Origin of the sequence: Bradyrhizobium sp. SZCCHNRI3043 (assembly GCF_032377735.1) — a bacterium.
Classification (GTDB): domain Bacteria; phylum Pseudomonadota; class Alphaproteobacteria; order Rhizobiales; family Xanthobacteraceae; genus Bradyrhizobium.
This window is the reverse complement of sequence record NZ_JAUHID010000004.1, coordinates 324,067-341,640: the sequence shown is the minus strand read 5'-3', so window position 1 is coordinate 341,640 and position 17,574 is coordinate 324,067. Positions and strand designations below refer to the sequence as shown.

The 17,574-nt window shown below is 67.0% G+C and carries 12 protein-coding genes, 1 tRNA gene and 1 pseudogene; 4 read left to right on the top strand and 10 right to left on the bottom strand.

All coding sequences use genetic code 11. The annotated features are described in order from the left end of the window. Positions 1-14: 14 nt before the first annotated feature. The 5 genes from QX124_RS12595 to QX124_RS12575 all read right to left on the bottom strand — a co-directional run bounded on the left by QX124_RS12595 (position 15) and on the right by QX124_RS12575 (position 7,166). Positions 15-707 carry an alpha/beta family hydrolase gene (locus QX124_RS12595; protein ID WP_315797318.1) on the bottom strand — a complete coding sequence of 231 codons (693 nt, stop codon included), beginning with the start codon at positions 705-707 and terminating at the stop codon, positions 15-17. A 59-nt stretch (positions 708-766) separates the two neighbouring features. Further along, on the bottom strand, positions 767-2,782 hold the full coding sequence (locus tag QX124_RS12590; protein WP_315797317.1) for a HAMP domain-containing methyl-accepting chemotaxis protein: 2,016 nt from the start codon (positions 2,780-2,782) through the stop codon (positions 767-769). A gap of 35 nt (positions 2,783-2,817) precedes the next feature. Beyond that, entirely contained in the window at positions 2,818-3,711 is an 894-nt protein-coding gene (locus tag QX124_RS12585; protein WP_315797316.1) for a TRAP transporter substrate-binding protein, read from the bottom strand. Positions 3,712-4,042: 331 nt separating this feature from the next. Continuing rightward, the gene (locus tag QX124_RS12580; protein ID WP_315797315.1) at positions 4,043-4,687 is read right to left on the bottom strand and encodes an NAD(P)H-binding protein; all 645 of its coding nucleotides are present in this window, start codon (positions 4,685-4,687) and stop codon (positions 4,043-4,045) included. A 166-nt stretch (positions 4,688-4,853) separates the two neighbouring features. Then, on the bottom strand, positions 4,854-7,166 hold the full coding sequence (locus QX124_RS12575; RefSeq protein WP_315797314.1) for a Tex family protein: 2,313 nt from the start codon (positions 7,164-7,166) through the stop codon (positions 4,854-4,856). Positions 7,167-7,362: 196 nt separating this feature from the next. Between QX124_RS12575 and QX124_RS12570 the strand changes: the two genes are divergently transcribed. Further along, positions 7,363-9,423, top strand: coding sequence for an ATP-dependent helicase (locus QX124_RS12570; RefSeq protein ID WP_315797313.1), 2,061 nt, complete (start codon positions 7,363-7,365; stop codon positions 9,421-9,423). A 129-nt stretch (positions 9,424-9,552) separates the two neighbouring features. On the opposite strand, the pseudogene QX124_RS12565 reads toward QX124_RS12570, so the two are convergent. Next, a pseudogene (locus QX124_RS12565) lies at positions 9,553-10,282 on the bottom strand (fatty acid desaturase). Between QX124_RS12565 and QX124_RS31860 the strand changes: the two are divergent. Next, the gene (locus QX124_RS31860; protein WP_409997694.1) at positions 10,163-10,414 is read left to right on the top strand and encodes a hypothetical protein; all 252 of its coding nucleotides are present in this window, start codon (positions 10,163-10,165) and stop codon (positions 10,412-10,414) included. The pseudogene QX124_RS12565 and the gene QX124_RS31860 sit on opposite strands and share 120 nt — an antisense overlap. 113 nt (positions 10,415-10,527) lie before the next feature. On the opposite strand, the gene QX124_RS12560 is transcribed toward QX124_RS31860, so the two are convergent. After that, positions 10,528-11,559: an alpha/beta fold hydrolase gene (locus tag QX124_RS12560; RefSeq protein ID WP_315797312.1), complete on the bottom strand. Its 1,032-nt coding sequence runs from the start codon at positions 11,557-11,559 to the stop codon at positions 10,528-10,530. An 883-nt stretch (positions 11,560-12,442) separates the two neighbouring features. Here QX124_RS12560 and QX124_RS12555 point away from each other — a divergent pair. Then, the gene (locus QX124_RS12555; protein ID WP_315797311.1) at positions 12,443-13,480 is read left to right on the top strand and encodes an LLM class flavin-dependent oxidoreductase; all 1,038 of its coding nucleotides are present in this window, start codon (positions 12,443-12,445) and stop codon (positions 13,478-13,480) included. A gap of 157 nt (positions 13,481-13,637) precedes the next feature. Continuing rightward, positions 13,638-14,105 (top strand): hypothetical protein, encoded by a 468-nt coding sequence (locus tag QX124_RS12550; protein ID WP_315797310.1) that lies wholly within the window; start codon positions 13,638-13,640, stop codon positions 14,103-14,105. 38 nt (positions 14,106-14,143) lie between these two features. Here the strand turns inward: QX124_RS12550 and QX124_RS12545 are convergent, their stop codons facing one another. The 3 genes from QX124_RS12545 to QX124_RS12535 form a co-directional block, all read right to left on the bottom strand. Beyond that, positions 14,144-16,249 carry a tetratricopeptide repeat protein gene (locus QX124_RS12545; protein ID WP_315797309.1) on the bottom strand — a complete coding sequence of 702 codons (2,106 nt, stop codon included), beginning with the start codon at positions 16,247-16,249 and terminating at the stop codon, positions 14,144-14,146. An 82-nt stretch (positions 16,250-16,331) separates the two neighbouring features. Beyond that, positions 16,332-17,024, bottom strand: coding sequence for a flavin reductase family protein (locus QX124_RS12540; RefSeq protein ID WP_315797308.1), 693 nt, complete (start codon positions 17,022-17,024; stop codon positions 16,332-16,334). A gap of 187 nt (positions 17,025-17,211) precedes the next feature. Continuing rightward, positions 17,212-17,288 (bottom strand) — tRNA-Arg (locus QX124_RS12535). Positions 17,289-17,574: the final 286 nt, after the last annotated feature.

Below are 17,574 nucleotides of genomic sequence, written 5' to 3'. Positions count from 1 at the left end.
AGGCGCTCGGCGCGTCAGCCGGCACGCGCTTCCAGGGTCTCCAGCCACGCCGCGAACGCCTCCGTCAGGTCCTCCATGACGGCCCGATCATTCCGGCCGGAGCGCGCAGGCACGTGGAAGGCGTGGTCGGCCTGATCGATCCAATGCACGGTCGCGCGCGGTCCCAGCCGCTTCACGACGGGCGCGAGCAGCTCCATCTCCGCCAGCTTGTCGCGCGTCCCCTGCAGGAACAGCATCAGAACCTCGATCGCATCGAGATGATCGGCGCGCGCGATGGAGGGCTTCCCGGCGGGGTGAAGCGGAAAGCCGAGAAAGGCGAGCCCGGTCACGCCTGGCAGCGGCGCTGCGCTCTGCGCCTGCGACGTCATTCGCGCCCCGAACGACCTGCCGCCCGCGACGAGCGGCAGTCCCGGGCAGAGCCGCGCGGCTTCCGCCACGGCAGCCCGCACCGCGGCGTGGGCGAGCGCGGGCGGATCCGGGCGCTTGCTGCCCTTCTCCATGTAGGGAAACTGAAAGCGGAGCGTCGCGATGCCGCGTGCAGCAAGGCTTTCGGCCGCCTGGTTCATGAAGACGTGGGTCATGCCGGCGCCCGCGCCATGGGCGAACACGAAGCAGGCGCGCGCCTCCGCCGGAGACATGAACAGCGCGGACACGACGCCCGCGCCGTCGATGGGAAGTGTGAGGGAACGCGGCTGGTGCTCGGTCATGCCGCAGAGTGTGAGCCTGCGCTCCTTGCGTCAACTCCAGTCGCCACCGACTTTGCAGCTCAGGCCGCGGTCCGGATCGTCTGCAGGAAGTCGGCGACATTGCTCTTCAGCGAAGCGGCCTGCTGCTGCAGCGCGGCTGCCGCCGCCAGCGCAGCTTCAGCGCCGGCATCGGTCTGCCCGGCCACGTTACGCACGTCGCCGATCTCCTGCGTGACCGCCGCCGTGCCGCTGGCCGCCTGCTCGACGTTGCGGGCGATCTCGCTGGTCGCAGCCCCCTGCTGCTCCACCGCGGCGGCGATCGCGTTGGAGATCTCGGCAATCTCCCGCACGGTCGTGCCGAACTGGGCAATCGCGCCGACCGTCTCCTGCGTCGCGCTCTGGATGGTCGCAATCTGGCTCGAGATCTGCTCCGTCGCCTGCGCAGTCTGCGAGGCGAGGTTCTTCACCTCGCTCGCGACGATCGCAAATCCACGGCCGGCCTCGCCGGCGCGCGCCGCCTCGATGGTGGCGTTGAGCGCCAGCAGGTTGGTCTGGCTCGCGATCGCCTGGATCAGCTGCACGATGGTGCCGATCCTCTCCGCCGCGCTGGACAGCCCGTCGATCAGCTCGGATGTCCGCTGCGTCTCGTGCGTCGCCCGGGTCGACACCGTGACCGAGCGCTGGACCTGGGAGGAGATCTCCCTGATCGAGGCCGCGAGCTCCTGGGTCGCCGAGGCCACGGTCTGCACATTGACGGACGCCTGCTCGGCCCGGCTGGCGACCGCTTCCGCAAGGCCACGGCCGCGTTCTGCGACGCGCGCCAGCTCGCTGGCGCTTTCGCCCATCTCGGTCGCACGCCCGCCGACGCCGGTGATGACGCCCTGCATACCCTGCTCGAATCGACCAGCCAGATCGGACATCATGCGGGCGCGCTCGGCCTCCGCAGCCTCACGCTGTGCCGCGGCCTCCTGCTCCATGCGGCGTACAGCAAGCGCATTGTCACGGAAAATCTCCACGGCGCGCGCCATCCGGCCGATCTCGTCGCGCTGCTCGCCGCCGGGTATCGGCTGGTCCAATTCGCCAGCCGCCAGCGACTGCATGCGGTCCGTCATGCCGCGGATCGGGGTCGACACGCTGGCGCCGATCAGCCAGGCAAGCACCGCGCCGAATATCACGGCTGCGGCTGCCGTCACGATGACGGTCTGCTTGGTATTTTCGACCGCGACGCCGGTCCTCGCGGCCTGCTCTGCGCGCGCCGCACCGAGCTGCTGGTTGATCCGGCTGACCTGGGTATCGATCGAGGCGCTCGCCTTGGCGAGCTCCGCCTGCTTGGCGCGCAGGTCAGTGGCCACCTTGATCACCTCCTCGAGCGCAGCCGCATCCGCCGTCAGGGCCTCTTTCAGCGCCGCAACCAGGGCCTTCAGCTTGGCATCATCGACACCCGCGATCTCGGCCTCCGTATCGGCAATCGCGAGCTTGGCATAGACGAAGGTGAGCCTGGCGTCGTCGGCATCGCCATTCGACAACGTGTTGGTATAGCGCATCACCGCGATACGGACCGCGTCGACGACGCTGGCCAGACGCAACGGATTCATCAACGGCTCGCTGCCCGCGCGATTGGCGAGGGCAACCTGGATGCCGCCCATGTTGATTCCGGCGACGGCGCCCAAGGCGTCGGTCTTGGTCGTCGCCGCGCGCAGGCGGTCCACGGCCTCGGCCGCGGCAGCGAACGATGAGCGATAGGCCGCCAGCGCGCTTCGCACCGGGCCCACGCCGTCAGCCAGCACCTTCAGCCTGCCGGACTGCTTCTCGACCTGATCGGCGAGACCGCCGACGGCGTCAATGGCCTTGCTGGCCGCATCCTTGTCACCGACATTCCAGGTGCGGATGAATCTCTCAACCGCGCCGTTGGCACCGAGCAGCGCGGCACGCACCTGCGACATGCCGGCGTCCCCGGCCGCGCTGGTGACGAGTTCGTCCACGGTGCCGCCGATGCGCCCGACCTGGATCATGGCGAAGCCGCCGAGCAACACCAGGAAGCTCAGGATCAAGGCAAAGCCGCCGAAGATTCGTGGGCGGACGCCAATCCAAGACATCAGAGAAGACAATTTCATCGATTTGCCCGGCTGTTTCACGGAGTGGACCTGATAGTGGCGAGCAGCTCCTTGCCGAAGCGCTTCTCGAAGTCGGGATCGAGCGGCCTGACCGCATCGACGAAGGTCTTGCGATCGAACGTCTCGATCACCTCCATGCCGCCCTTGCGCAGCTCATCGAGCTTCTGCGCATCGAGCTGGGCCTGCCAAGTGACCTCCGCAGCTGCCTTGGCGGCGGCAACCAGCGCGTCACGGTCCGCCGCATCGAGATGGTCGAACATCGCGCGGTTGGCGACGAAGGCGATCGGCGCGAAGAAATGCCCGGTGAGCGTCAGATATTTCTGCACCTCCTCGAAGCGATTGGCCGCGATGGTGGCGACCGGATTTTCCTGACCGTCGAGCCGACCGTCCTTGAGCGCGGCATAGACCAGCGGGAAATCCATCGGCATCACGTCGGCACCGAGCGCCTTGAAGGTCGTCTGGTAGACGGGATTGGGGATCACGCGGATCTTGAGGCCCTTGACGTCATCGACGGTACGGACCGGACGCTTCGAGTTGGTGAGATTGCGAAAGCCCTGCTTGCCCAGCGCCAGCAGCACCAGTCCCTTGTCGGCGAACTTGGCGCCGATCGCGGCGGCGACCGGCCCCTGCGCCACCGCCTTGGCATGCGCGGTGTCACGGAACAGGAACGGGATGTCGAAGACGCCAAGCTCGGGGACCACCGCGCTGGCGATGCCGCCGGACACCACGGCCACGTCCACCGCGCCGCTCCGGGTTGCAGCCAGCACCGCCGCCTCGCTGCCGAATGCGTTGCCCGCACGCTCATCAATGATGAGCCGCTTGCCGGCCAACGCCTGCAGCTTCACGCGAAATTCGTCCGACCCGATCTGCTGCGGGTTCTGAATCTGCGAGTTGAAGACCAGCGACACCATTCGCGGAGACGCCGTCGCCGCTTGGGTTCCGAGCAGGGTTCCCACCAATGCCAAGAAACAAACTTCAAGCAGCTGTCTGCGCATGAAACACCGGGTTCGTTTTTCCTCGATGCACAACTACCAGCGAGATATGGTTAAGATGTTAAGACGCGATTCCCGTCTTGCCCGCTTCAGCCATTCACTCCCTGATAGTCACATGCGATACGGCCGTAAAACTACGGAGACCGCCGAGTTCACCTGTCGATCCAAAGCCTGAGGCGCGGCGCGATACTTGATTTCTATTTATCGAAAATGGTGAGACCAAGCCGCTACGCAAGAGCGGCAGGCTCGATCATCGGCGCATGGCCCCTGACAGCATCACTCGCGTGCCGGCAACCGTAGGAACTGCCATCAGCAGCGCATTGGCGACGTCCGCCGCCGCGATGGGCTTGTAGTTCGCCGGAATCAGGAAGCCGATGATGCTGTTCAGCCTGTTGCCCCATTCCTCGCCCGGACGACTCGGCTGTCCCAGCTCCGTCCGCTCGCCGACCAGCAGCGAAGGCCGCGCGATCACCAGGCCCTCGAAGGGCAGCGCGGTCAGATCGTCCTCGAGCTCGCCTTTCACCCGGCTATAGAAGACGGGCGAGCTGCTGTCGGCGCCCATCGCGCTGACCAGACCAACGCGCCTGGTGCCGCTCGCGAGCGCGGCCTTGGCGACGGCGAGGTTGGCGTCGTGATCGATGGCGCGGAAGGCGGCCTGGCTCCCGGCCACCTTGATCGTGGTCCCGAGAGCCAGATAGAGCTCGTCGGCCGGCGGCAGGGACGGCAGCGCGGTGAAGTCCACGACATGCGCCGTCAGCTTGGGCGAATGGTCAGGCGGCGCGCGGCGGCCGACGACATGCACGCGATCCACGGTCGGGTCGGCAAGCAGGCCGCGAAGAAGCTCCCGTCCCACCAGCCCGGTCGCGCCGGCAATGATCACGGTCCGGTTCGTCATGCTCGGTCTCCACTCGCTGCCCGCCGAGCAAGGTAAGCATCACCGCACAGATAGGGAAGACGGCAACTAGGGAAGACGGCAACGACACGCCGCCGAATGGCATGACGCTGCAGACACGACGCCGCAGAGGGGACATGCCCTCCGCGGCGCCTCATCGCCATCCGCCTCAGGCGCCCTTGCGCCGCTCCGCCGCCTTGGCCATCGCCGCCGCAAGCGCGCCGCCGCCCGACGACTTCTCCTCACGCGTGGTCATGCGGGCCGCCGGCGGCCGTGCGCTGGTCCGCTTCTCGCCCTTCGCCGGCAGCGGATCGGACAGCCGAAGCGTCAGCGAGATGCGGTTGCGCGGCACGTCGACGTCGAGGACCTTCACCTTCACGACCTGCCCCGGCTTCACCACCTCGCGCGGATCATTGATGCGCTTCTCGGACATCGCCGAGATGTGGATCAGGCCGTCCTGGTGCACGCCGATATCGGCGAAGGCGCCGAACGCCGCGACGTTGGTGATAGTCGCCTCCAGGATCATGCCGGGCTTGAGATGGGTGATCTTCTCGACGCCCTCCTGGAAGGTGGCCGTCTTGAACTCCGGACGCGGATCGCGGCCGGGCTTCTCCAGCTCCTTGATGATGTCGGTGACCGTCGGCACGCCGAAGCGCTCGTCGGCGAACTTCGTCGGGCTCAACGCCTTCAGCACCTTGGTCTCACCAATCAGCGCCTTGATGTCGCTCTTGGTCGCCTCGAGGATCTTCTTCACGATCGGATAGGATTCCGGATGCACGCCGGAGGCGTCGAGCGGATTGTCGCCGTCGCGGATGCGCAGGAAGCCGGCGCATTGCTCGAACGCCTTCGGTCCGAGCCGCGGCACTTCCTTCAGCTTGTCGCGGCTCGGGAACGGGCCGTTGCTGTCACGGTGCGCGACGATGTTCTGTGCGAGGCTCTCCCCGATGCCCGACACGCGTGCGAGCAGCGGCGCCGAGGCGGTGTTGAGGTCGACGCCGACGGCGTTCACGCAGTCCTCGACGGTGGCATCGAGCGCGCGTGCCAGCTCATACTGATTGAGGTCGTGCTGATACTGGCCGACGCCGATCGAGGCCGGCGGTACCTTGACGAGCTCGCCGAGCGGATCCTGCAGGCGGCGCGCGATCGAAACGGCGCCGCGGATCGACACGTCGAGATTGGGGAATTCCTTCGCGGCGAACTCCGAGGCCGAATAGACCGACGCGCCGGCTTCCGACACGATCGCCTTGGTCAGCTTGAGATCCGGCTTCAGCTTCATCAAATCGTTGACCAGCTTCTCCGTTTCACGCGACGCAGTGCCGTTGCCGATTGCGACCAGCTCGATGCGATGCTTGATGCAGAGCTGCGCGAGCGTCAGCATGCTCTCGTTCCACTGCCGCTGCGGCTCGTGCGGATAGATCGTGGCGTGGTCGACGAACTTGCCGGTGCGGTCGATCACCGCGACCTTGACGCCGGTGCGGAAGCCGGGATCGAGGCCGAGCGTGGCGCGGCCGCCGGCGGGAGCAGCAAGCAGCAGATCGCGCAGGTTCGCCGCGAATACGCGCACCGCCTCCTTCTCCGCCTCCTGCCACAGCCGCATGCGGATATCGAGCGCCAGTGAGGTCTTGATGCGGGTGCGCCAGGCCCAGCGCACGGAGTCCGACAGGAACTGATCGGCCGGGCGGCCCTGGCGCGAGATGCCGAAGGTCACCGCGATGCGGTTCTCATACAGCGTCGGGTCCTTCGAATCCTCCGGCTCGCCATCGCCGAAATCGAGCTGCAGCACCTCTTCCTTCTCGCCGCGCAGCATCGCCAGGATGCGGTGCGACGGCAGCTTGGTGAACGGCTCGGAGAAGTCGAAGTAATCGGCGAATTTCGCGCCCTCGGTCTTCTTGCCGTGCCGCACCGTCGCCTTCACGGCGCCGCGGGTCCACATCTCCTCACGCAACGAGCCGACGAGATCGGCATGCTCGGCGAAGCGCTCGACCAGGATCGCGCGTGCGCCTTCCAGCGCCGCCTTGACGTCCTTGACCGGATTGTCGCCGTCCTTCTTGATGAACGCCTTGGCCTCGACTTCCGGCGCCTTCATCGGATCGCCGATGAGCATGTCGGCGAGCGGCTCGAGTCCGGCCTCCTTGGCGATCTGCGCCTTGGTGCGGCGCTTCTCCTTGAACGGCAGGTAGATGTCCTCGAGCCGGGCCTTGGTGTCGGCGGTCGCCAGCGCCAGCTCGATCTCCGGCGTCATCTTGCCCTGTGCCTTGATGCTTTCGATGATCGCGGTGCGCCGTGCATCCATCTCGCGCAGATATCGCAGCCGTTCCTCCAGCGTGCGCAGCTGCGTGTCGTCCAGCATGCCAGTCGCTTCCTTGCGGTAGCGCGCGATGAACGGCACGGTCGCGCCGCCATCGAGCAGGTCGATCGCGGCCTGGACCTGGGCATCCCTGACGGCGAGCTCAGCGGCGATGATGGAGGCAAAATTCGACACGGTGTTCTTCCGAGATTCGTGACGGGGCTGATTGGATAGGAGTGCACGCGCGCCAGCGCAAGCGGCTGGCGGACGCTCTGTGGGCAACCGTGACAAAAAAGACCGGTTGCGAATCATGTAAAACGCTGCCGCGACCGGGCCATCGCGTTGCACATGAGGCGCAAATCACTGATTCTTGCAGGCTGAGGGACGATTCGTGCAGGCCACGGCTGCGACATATCTCGACGATCTCAATCCGGAGCAGCGCCGCGCCGTCGAGCATGGCGGTGCGCTGGCCGCACCGGGCCCGCCGCTGCTGATCATTGCCGGCGCGGGATCGGGCAAGACCAACACGCTCGCGCATCGCGTCGCACATCTGCTCGTCAATGGTGCCGATCCGCGCCGTATCCTGTTGATGACGTTCTCGCGCCGCGCGGCGAGCGAGATGAGCCGCAGGGTCGAGCGCATCGCCCGCAAGGTGCTGGGCAGCAAGGCCGAGCCGATCACGGCCGCGCTCACCTGGACCGGCACGTTTCACGGCCTCGGCGCGCGGATGCTGCGCGACTACGCTGAGCGTGTCGGCCTCGACCCTGTGTTCACGATCCATGATCGCGAGGATTCCGCCGACCTGATGAATCTGGTGCGGCACGAGCGCGGCTTGTCCAACACGCAGCGGCGCTTTCCGACCAAAGGCACCTGCCTTGCGATCTACTCGCGCTGCGTCAACGCCGACATGCCGCTGGAGGAAGCGCTGGTGCGGCACTTTCCATGGTGCGCGGAATGGGTCGCCGAGCTGAAGGGCCTGTTCGCGGCCTATGTCGAAGCCAAGCAGGCCAACGCCGTGCTCGACTACGACGATTTGCTGCTCTACTGGGCGCAGATGATGGCGGACGAAACCATCGCGCGCGAGATCGGCGATCGCTTCGACCACGTGCTGGTCGACGAATATCAGGACACCAACCGGCTGCAGTCGCAGATCCTGCTCGGCTTGAAGCCCGACGGCGCGGGACTGACGGTGGTCGGCGACGACGCGCAGTCGATCTACGCCTTCCGCGCCGCCACCGTGCGCAACATCCTGGATTTTCCCGATCAGTTCAGCCCGCGCGCCGACATCGTCACGCTCGACCGCAACTACCGATCGACGCAGCCGATCCTCACCGCGGCCAACGGCGTGATCGGGCTGGCGCGCGAGCGCTTCACCAAGAATTTGTGGACCGACCGCACGAGCTCGCGCAAACCGCAGCTCGTGACGATCAGCGACGAGACCGACCAGGCGCGCTACATCGTCGAGCAGGTGCTGGCGAAGCGCGAGGAAGGCATCGTGCTCAAGCAGCAGGCCGTCCTGTTCCGAACGTCGTCGCACAGCGGGCCGTTGGAATTCGAGCTCACGCGCCGCAACATCCCGTTCGTGAAGTTCGGCGGGTTGAAGTTCCTCGATGCCGCCCATGTCAAGGACGTGCTGGCCTGCTTGCGCTTCGTCGCGAATCCGCGCGACCGCATCGCCGGCTTCCGCGTGCTGCATCTGATCCCCGGCATCGGACCCGCGTCGGCGCAGCGCCTGCTCGATGCCATCAGCGACAGTGCCGATCCGATCGCGCGCCTGTGCGAGCAGTCCGCACCGGCGCGCGCCGGCGAGGACTGGACCGCGTTCGTGCGCACGCTGGAGCAGCTGCGCGTCTCGGATTGGCCTGGGGATATCGAGCGCGTCAGGCACTGGTATCAGCCGCATCTCGAGCGCGTTCATGAAGATGCGGAGGTGCGAACCGCCGACCTGCTGCAGCTCGAGCAGATCGCGAGCGGCTATCCATCGCGCGAGCGTTTCCTCACCGAGCTGACGCTCGACCCGCCCGACGCCACCTCCGACCAGTCCGGCGTGCCTTTGCTCGACGAGGACTATCTGATCCTCTCCACCATCCATTCCGCCAAGGGCATGGAGTGGAATTCCGTGCACATCCTCAACGTCGTCGACGGCTGCATGCCCTCCGATCTCGGCGCCGGCACGAGCGCCGAGCTGGAAGAGGAGCGCCGGCTGCTCTACGTCGCCATGACCCGCGCCAAGGACGATCTGCATCTGCTGGTGCCGCAGCGCTTCTTCGTCCATGGCCAGCCGGTGCGCGGCGATCGTCACGTCTATGCCTCACGCACGCGGTTCATTCCGGAAGCGCTGGTGCCGCTGTTCGAACGCACCAGCTGGCCGCGGGCGCAGCCGGGCGCGGCGTATGCGAGCCAGGGTCCGCGCATCGACCTCGGTGCCCGCATGCGCGAGCGCTGGCGGTGAGCGGATCCTTCGCCCTCCCTGCTACGAACTGGGCCCTTGCTGCTCGCGCCGTTTGCGTCGTTTGGCCGGATCTCTCGCCGCGCAAGCGGGGCGAGGTAAGCACCGCGCTCGCCGCAGGATCTAATTTCATCACGTCTCGGCTTTGCTTTCCTTCCACTGCGCCCGAAACCACGCCCAGGTCTGCCGCGTCACCGCAATGTAGCCCTCGCCGCGATACTTGATCTCGCCGTCGACGATCGCATGCAGCTTCGGCAGCGCGTGGAACGGCACCGCGGGATAGGCGTGGTGCTCGACGTGATAGGGCATGTTCCAGGCGAGCCAGTGCACGGCGCGCGTGGTGAAGGTGGTGCGGGTGTTCTGGAAGGCGCTCCTGGTATGGTCGCAGCCGGTGTGTTCGGCGTAGAGATAGGGTCGCAACACCAATTGCCCCAGCAGCAGCGGCAGCACCCAGACCCACAGCAACAGCGCGCTTTGCAGCGCGAGCGAGCCGAGCAGCAGCAGCGCGTAGCCGGCGGCATAGGCGCGCGCCTCGCGCACGATGGTGGCGCGGCGGCCGGCAGGCACCCATGGCACCGTCACCTCGCCGGTGATCGCATGTTGCAGCAGCAGTCGCAGCCGGCCGGCCCATCTGGACCAGGCCGGAATAGGCGATCGCGAGTTGCGTCTCCGAGCGCGGCTTGGGGCCGACGATCAGCTCCGGATCGCGCAGGGGATCCTGGGTGTGGCGGTGATGCTCCCAATGGAACAGGCAGTAATATTCATAAGGCAGTCCGATCAGGAAGCCGGAGAGATAGCCGACCGCGAGGTTGAGCCTGCGGCTGTCGAAGGCGGTCTTGTGCGCGGTCTCGTGCACCGCCATGAACAGGAACGCGATGAGCACGCCCTGCACCGGCAGCAAGGGCAGCGCCCACAGCACACCATGCGTCGATGCGATCGCTCCGATCAGCGCACCCACGCCGATGATCGCACCGTAATGGCTGAGCGTGCGTAGCGCGCCCTGCAGGTTGGAGCGCGTGCAGAGCTGCTGCAGCACCGGCGGTGTCAGCAGCTTCGGACGGGGCGCGAATTCGTCGGTGGGCACGTCGGTCATGTCGAACTCGGGTGTCAGCTCTGGAGAAGGGCGGAGACGTTGGCGTTGATGAAATCGCGGTCCGCCGGGATGCGGATCGGATTGCCCGCGCGGTGGCCGTGGATCGAGGGGATCGGCCGCAGCGCCGCGGAGCGGGCGTTCACCAGCTTGGGAAGTTCTCGCTCGTTGTCGCGCCAATCGAAATAGCGGTCGGTCTGGCCCGGCATCAGCAGCATGCGGGCGGTGATCGCGCCGAGCGCACGGTCGGGATCGCCGCCGAACGCCGCGCAATTGCTGATGTCGCCGCCCTGCCAGATCGCGATCTGCACCAGCAGGTTGTTCGCGTCGCGATGCACGAAGGCTAAGTCCCAGGTGGCGGCGAGATAGTCCTCCTGCGAGCCAAAGCCCTGCTCGCGCCAGACCTCGTCGCGGTAGAACTCGTAGGACATCGCCCAGCCCGCATAGATGCGCCCCATCGCGCGCAGGCCGGCCACCGGCTTCTCGGCAAAGCGGCCGTTGCGAAACGCGGGATCGGCCATCAGCGCCGCCTTCACCGCATCGAGAAACAGGTGATTGTAGGGCGAGCAGCGCGCGCTGCCGCACACCACCGCCGCACGCTCCACCATGTCCGGATGACGGGCGGCCCAGTGATAGGCCTGCATGCCGCCCATCGACCAGCCATAGACCAGCGCGATCCGGCCGATCCCGAACTGCTCCTCCACGAGCCGCCGCTGCACCGCGACCGCATCGTGATAGCTGATGGACGGGAACGGCGCGTCGCCGAACAGCTCGCGCGTATTCGAGGGCGACGACGACAGCCCATTGCCGAACAGGTTCGGAATGATGACGAAGTACTTGGTGGGGTCGAGCGCGCCGCCGGGCGCGATCAGCCATTCGATGTCGATATGCTGGGCACCGAACGAGGTTGGATAGAGGATGACGTTGTCCTTGGCCGCGTTCAGCGTGCCATAGGTCTTGTAGGCGAGCCGCAGCGACGGGAACGTCACGCCCGACTGCAACACGACGTCGCCCGCCTCGAAGATCTGATAGTCGCTGCCCGCCGCCATGCACGTCATCCCGTGTGATCGATGAACGGAGCCTAGGTGATGCGCGGCCGGGCCACACGCCCATTTTTTGGCATGGCATGACCGCGCAAGAGGCGCGGGCGGCAATCGCATCAGCCGAGGCCATGGGTTCGTACCCTCGCGGCCGCTCAAGCCCGAGCTTTGTCCGGATCGCGTGCCCTCTGAAACGTGAGGGCGCAGGGAAGACCGGGAGCTCGCCGCCCCCATGGCCCGCCTGCGAAAAAAAATGCAGGCGGCAGGAACCACAGGTTCGGCTGGGACATCCCGGCCTTCCCTGCGCGATGGTCTTAACAGCTGCTTCGCGCTCTCCCTGGGGACCGGCTGTGTTGCCCCCATCGTCGGCGTGATGCGCTTCCGCACCATCATCCGGCTTGACCTCAGCATCGGGAGGCCAGGACCACGCGACTTGACTGTCCGCAACGGATCGTTCGTCGGCGCGACACCGCGCTGCGACCCGCTACGGCCACCGCATCCCCGCCTCGCGTCTCGTGACGACCGCGCGTACGCCCCTCATCGATGAGGCAGGATGGACGCAGTAGAGCATACTTTCGGTAAAAACGAAAGAAAAATATTCGAGCGCCGAAAGTGTCTCATTCCAGACCAGTTGAGCCCCGGTCATTCCGGGGCAAGGCCGCAGGCCTTGAACCCGGAATCTCGACATTGCCTTCCTCACTTCGAGATTCCGGGTTCAATCGCCAACACGCAGGCGCCTTGCGCCTGCGCGCCGACGATTGCCCCGGAATGACGGTGGACACGAAGGGCTTGTCGAAACCTTGTGTTTCGCGTCAGCCGCTTGCAATCCGGCTACGCCCCTTCCAGCTGACGAGCAGAGGCCGTATGACGGCCCGACGCAACGGAATGAGACATGAGCACAGCAATCGAATTCGGCCTGGACACGTTCGGCGACGTCACCCGCAACGCGGAGGGCGCGATGGCCGCCCATGCCCAGGTGATCCGCGACGTCGTCGAGGAGGCGGTGCTGGCCGACCAGCTCGGGCTCGATTTCATCGGGCTCGGCGAGCACCATCGCGGCGATTTCGCGATCTCGGCGCCGGAGGTGGCGTTGGCGGCGATCGCCGCGCGCACCACGAAGATCAAGCTCGGCTCGGCGGTGACGGTGCTGAGCTCGGATGACCCGATCCGCGTGTTCCAGCGGTTCTCGACGCTCGACGCGGTGTCGAACGGCCGCGCCGAGGTCATCCTCGGCCGCGGCTCGTTCACCGAGTCCTTCCCGCTGTTCGGCTTCGATCTGAAGGACTACGAGGCGCTGTTCGAGGAGAAGCTCGATCTGTTCGTCAGCCTGCTGCCGCAGCAGCCGCTGACCTGGCAGGGCCAGTTGCGCCCGCCGCTGAGGGATCAACTGGTCTATCCGCCGGTCGAGCATGGGCGGCTGAAGGCCTGGATCGGCGTCGGCGGCAGTCCCGAGTCTGTCGTGCGCGCCGCGCATTACGAGCTGCCGCTGATGCTCGCGATCATCGGCGGCGACCCGAAACGGTTCGCCCCCTATGTCGAGCTGTACCATCGCGCGCTCAAGCAGTTCGGCCGCGAGACGAAGCCGATCGGCGTGCATTCGCCGGGCTATGTCGCCGACACCGACGAAGTGGCGCGCGAGGAGCTGTGGCCGGACTACAAGACCATGCGCGACCGCATCGGCCGCGAGCGCGGCTGGCCGCCGATGGGCCGCGACGAGTTCGTCCAGGAGGCCGATCACGGCTCGCTCTATGTCGGCTCGCCGGAGACGGTGGCGCAGAAGATCGCCGCGACGATCAAGGCGCTCGGCCTGTCGCGGTTTCAGCTGAAATACTCAGCCGGTCCGCTGCCGCATGCGAAACTGATGCGGAGCATCGAGCTGTATGGCAAGGTGGTGGTGCCGAGGGTGAGGGAGTTGCTGGGGGAGCAGTAGGCTGCCTACGCGGTCCGTCACCATGTCCGCAACCGCGCCTGGCTCTTGCATCACGGGACCTGGATCAGAGGCGCGACCAAAACGGCTCGTTCAGGACAATCCAAGCGAGCCGATTAATAGAGCCTTCGTGACACGCATCGTAAGCTCGACGTCGCGCGTGCCTGCTCCGATCAAGGGGGAGCAATCCGATCGGCTGCCCGGAGGCGGACGACAAGCTTGCAAGCCTGGGGACGAACTGATGTTGCTGAAGATCATCGCGGTGGTTTACGGACTCTGGTTCGTTCAGGCCGCCTTGGAGCCCGGCTTCTACGATACGCCGTCTCACATGGTGAGCTCGACGCTCGCGCTCGGCGGATTGATCGCGCTGTTCGATCACGCCTTCAGTATGGGCTGGCTCTCCGCCAACATCTGGCGGATCGTTGCGCTTGTCTACGTCGCCGACGGCCTGGTCCACGTCGTCCCGAGCGCCAAGGCTCTGATCGAGGCGCAACGTTTCGAGGTGCTGGCGGGCGCTGCGGCGATCAGCTTCGTTTTCCAACTCCCGATGCTCTTCAGCTTGTGGCGATTGTCGTTTCCGTCCACGCGCTCGGATCAGACCGGTCCCGCACGCATGGCCATGCGATAAGCGTCAGGCCCTGTAAGCCTTCGACGTCGCTCACCGCCTCATACCTGCCCGGGCAACAACGGCCCGCGCTCACCTGCCGCCAGCCGCGCAAGCTCCCCGGCCGTCCGCGCCAGCACCCCGTCCCAAGCCATCGGCTTCTCCTGCCTGAACAGCCGCATGGTCGGATACCACGGGGTGTCGGCGCGGTCGCGCAGCCAGCGCCAGTCGAGCGCATAGGGCAAGAGCACCCAGACCGGGCGGCCGAGCGCGCCGGCGAGATGCGCCACCGACGTGTCGACGGAGATGACGAGGTCGAGCGCGGCAACGGCGGCCGCGGTCTCGGCGAAGTCGCTCGGCAGCGGCGCGAGATCGATGACGTCGGTGCCAAGCTCGGCGAGCGCGGGCGCATCGTCCGGTCGCGGCTCCTTCTGCAAGGAATAGAGCTGCACGCCCGGCATCACCAGCCGCGGCAGCACCGCCTGCGCGGTGAGCGAGCGCTGGCGGTCGCCCTTGTGCCTGGGATTGCCGGCCCAGACGACGCCGACTTTCAACGACGGCGCGCGCCCGAGCACGTTGCGCCACGCGGTCACCTTGATCGGATCGGCCGCAAGATAAGGCACCTCGGCCGGAATCGTCTCCAGCGTGGTACCGAAGATGCGCGGCAGATCCATCAGCGGCGCCTGCAGGTCGAATGGCGGCAGCGGCGCGCCGCGCGGCACCACGGTCACGCCCTCCAGACAGCGTAGCAGCGGCGCGATCGCCGGCTGCACCTGCAGCACGATATTGCCGCCCATCGTCTTGACGCGATCCACATAGCGCACGAATTGCAGCGCATCGCCGATGCCATATTCGGCGAACAGCAGCAACGTGCGTCCCTCAAGCGGCTCACCCTGCCATTCCGGCGCGCCGAAACGCGGCATGCCCGCGGAGAGATCAGGACAGTCGCGGCCCCAGCGATGCTCGGCGAAGCCGTTCACGAGGTCGCCGCACATCAGCAGGAAATGCGCGTGATTGTAGCGCGCGAGCGCGTTGTCGGGCGCGAGCGAAATCGCGTGATGCGAGGCCGCCAGCGCGGCGTCGATGTCGCCGGCATTACGCAGCGCCACCGCGAGATTGGCGTAGCCCTTGGCATAGGCCGGATCGGCGGCGACGGCGCGGCGATGCGCCGCGACGGCATCATCGATCTCGCCGCGCAGCTCATGGATGATGCCGAGGTTGGTATGCGCCGGGGCGTGATCGGGCTGCAGCGCCAGCGCGTGCTCGCAGGCGGCGATGGCGGCGTCGAGCTGGCCTGTCCCGCACAGGCAGGCGGCGAGATTGCTGAGCACGACCACATCGGTGGGATCGAGCGCCGCGGCGCGGCGATAGGCCTCGACGGCCTCGGCCGGGCGGCCGGCCTCGTGCAGCGCGTGCCCCAGCAATCGCGCGGCCTTGGCATCGCCCGGCGCAAGATCGCCGGCGCGGCGGTAATGGATCGCGGCGTCAGCGTAGGCGCGCTGCTTGTAGAGCACGTCGCCGAGGGCGAGGTGGAGGCCCGCATCGGCCGGCTGCGCCGCCAGCGCATGCAGATAGGCGGGCACGGCCTCGTCATATCTGGCCTGGTCGGCGAGCACATGCGCCAGCGCCCGCCATGCACCGGGATAGGAAGGCTCGCGCTCGAGCAGCTCGCGATAGGCCGCTTCCGCCTCGGCAAGCCGCCCCTGCCGGTTGAAGGCGAGCGCGAGATTCCAGCGCGCGCGCAACAGCACCGGATCGAGCGCCAGCGCGTGGCGATAGGCGGCTTCGGCCTCGGTAAAGCGCGCGAGCTCCAGCAGCGCGCTACCGAGCTTGCTGTGGATGGCGGCATCGTGCGGCCTCAACGCTGCGGCGCGCGCAAAGGCGTCGGCAGCGCCGTCGCGCTCACCTTTCACCGCCAGCGCGTCGCCGAGCGTCACATAGGCCGGCGCATGGTTGGGATCGCGTGCGAACACGCACGCCAGCAGCTCCGCGCCGTCTGCCATGCGGCCATCGGCGAAGGCGAGGATCGCGGACAGATGCAGCGCCGGCAGATGATCCGGCACCGCCTGGAGGATGTCGCTGCACAGGGCCTTGGCCGAACCGGCACGCCCGGCATTGTAGTGTTCCGCCGCCTCGATCAGCAGCCGCCCGACGGCAACAGCCCCCATGATGTCCTCAACCTCTCGCACTCGGATGCAGAGTTGAACGTGTGGCAGCGCGATTCCAGGCGAGACTCGGGGCCGAGCCGGCTCAGCCTGCCGCCACCTCCGTCCGCATGGCCGCCTTGCGGGCGCGCTCGACGTCGGGCGTACGATAGGCCGCCTCCGGAATGGTGCCCAGTCGCGACTCGTGAAGGCGCGCGCCCAGGCCATAGAACTGCTGGAAGCTCATGATCAGCGGCCGCCATTTGTCCGGGTCGATGCGGTCACGCGTGCCGTCCATCAGGATGGCCTCGTCGACATGGACCCGCTGCACCCGCACCTCGAAGCACTGGATATGCCCCCTCAGGATCGCGTCGTCGTCGGCGATGCCATGCACCGACTCGATGCGCGCTTCGAGCTGGACCGCGCATTCGGCGACGCGCGGAGCCGCAACGGTCTCCGACGCCGTTGCGGTCAGCCCGGCGGCGGCGAACTTGTCGGACACGTGGCGATAGCCTTTGCGCTGCTTCATCGCCGGCACCGGGTCCGATCCCGTGGTCTGCGCCAGGCGATCGACGGCGGCGACGAGATCGACCGACGGCAGGTTCAGCACGCACTCGCCGGTGCGGCGCATGTTCTGCGGCGTCTTCGATCCGGCGGCGAGGCCCAGCATGCAGCGCCGGCCGAGCCAGAATGCCGACGACATCGGCGCGAGATTGAAGCCGCCATCCTCATTGACGGTGCTGATGAGGACGACCGGCGTCCCAAAATAAAGGATGCCCGGCTCGATGGTCGTATGCATGGAAAGCGCTCCAGGGTGATGCATCTCGGCGGCGATTGCGCGCCGCACGGACGGGGCTCAGGCCGCCGTCTCACCCGGAGAAGTTCCTCGATGGCAGCGAACCGCTCCACCCGATTCCCGAACGGGCCGGATCACGCGTGCGCCGGGCTTGATCTGGAGAGGTCTGCGCGCGCAAGGCTGCGGCAGTTGGCGATCCCGGCATGACTCGAACATGCGACCTACGGTTTAGGAAACCGCCGCTCTATCCAGCTGAGCTACGGGACCGGAGCCTGCACCGAAGTGCACCTGCTTCGCCGCCTCCATAGCAGACCCGGCCACCGACCGGAAGCCTCTCCGGTCGTCGCCTGAACCGGACGGCCGGCCGTGGCACAACGACGCTCGGGTCCTGTGAGGGGAAGACGGCGGGAACGCGGCCGCGTGATCCCGGTTGAGGCGGGGCGCCTACCGATCACAGGCCCGTAGGGAGGGGTGGTTTGACTATCCGGAAGGCAGCCGATGGTCTAAGAGAACGGCGCCGATCCGGACCCCGGCCTTGGGATCGCCGTATTGG

Bases quoted from the DNA above. Each gene is read 5' to 3' on its own strand.
- QX124_RS12545 (WP_315797309.1), bottom strand. From the start codon at position 16,249: ATGGGGGCTGTTGCCGTCGGGCGGCTGCTGATCGAGGCGGCGGAACAC.
- QX124_RS12595 (WP_315797318.1), bottom strand. From the start codon at position 707: ATGACCGAGCACCAGCCGCGTTCCCTCACACTTCCCATCGACGGCGCG.
- QX124_RS12540 (WP_315797308.1), bottom strand. From the start codon at position 17,024: ATGCATACGACCATCGAGCCGGGCATCCTTTATTTTGGGACGCCGGTC.
- QX124_RS12590 (WP_315797317.1), bottom strand. From the start codon at position 2,782: ATGTCTTGGATTGGCGTCCGCCCACGAATCTTCGGCGGCTTTGCCTTG.
- QX124_RS12555 (WP_315797311.1), top strand. From the start codon at position 12,443: ATGAGCACAGCAATCGAATTCGGCCTGGACACGTTCGGCGACGTCACC.
- QX124_RS12580 (WP_315797315.1), bottom strand. From the start codon at position 4,687: ATGACGAACCGGACCGTGATCATTGCCGGCGCGACCGGGCTGGTGGGA.
- QX124_RS31860 (WP_409997694.1), top strand. From the start codon at position 10,163: ATGGAACAGGCAGTAATATTCATAAGGCAGTCCGATCAGGAAGCCGGA.
- QX124_RS12560 (WP_315797312.1), bottom strand. From the start codon at position 11,559: ATGGCGGCGGGCAGCGACTATCAGATCTTCGAGGCGGGCGACGTCGTG.
- QX124_RS12585 (WP_315797316.1), bottom strand. From the start codon at position 3,711: ATGGTGTCGCTGGTCTTCAACTCGCAGATTCAGAACCCGCAGCAGATC.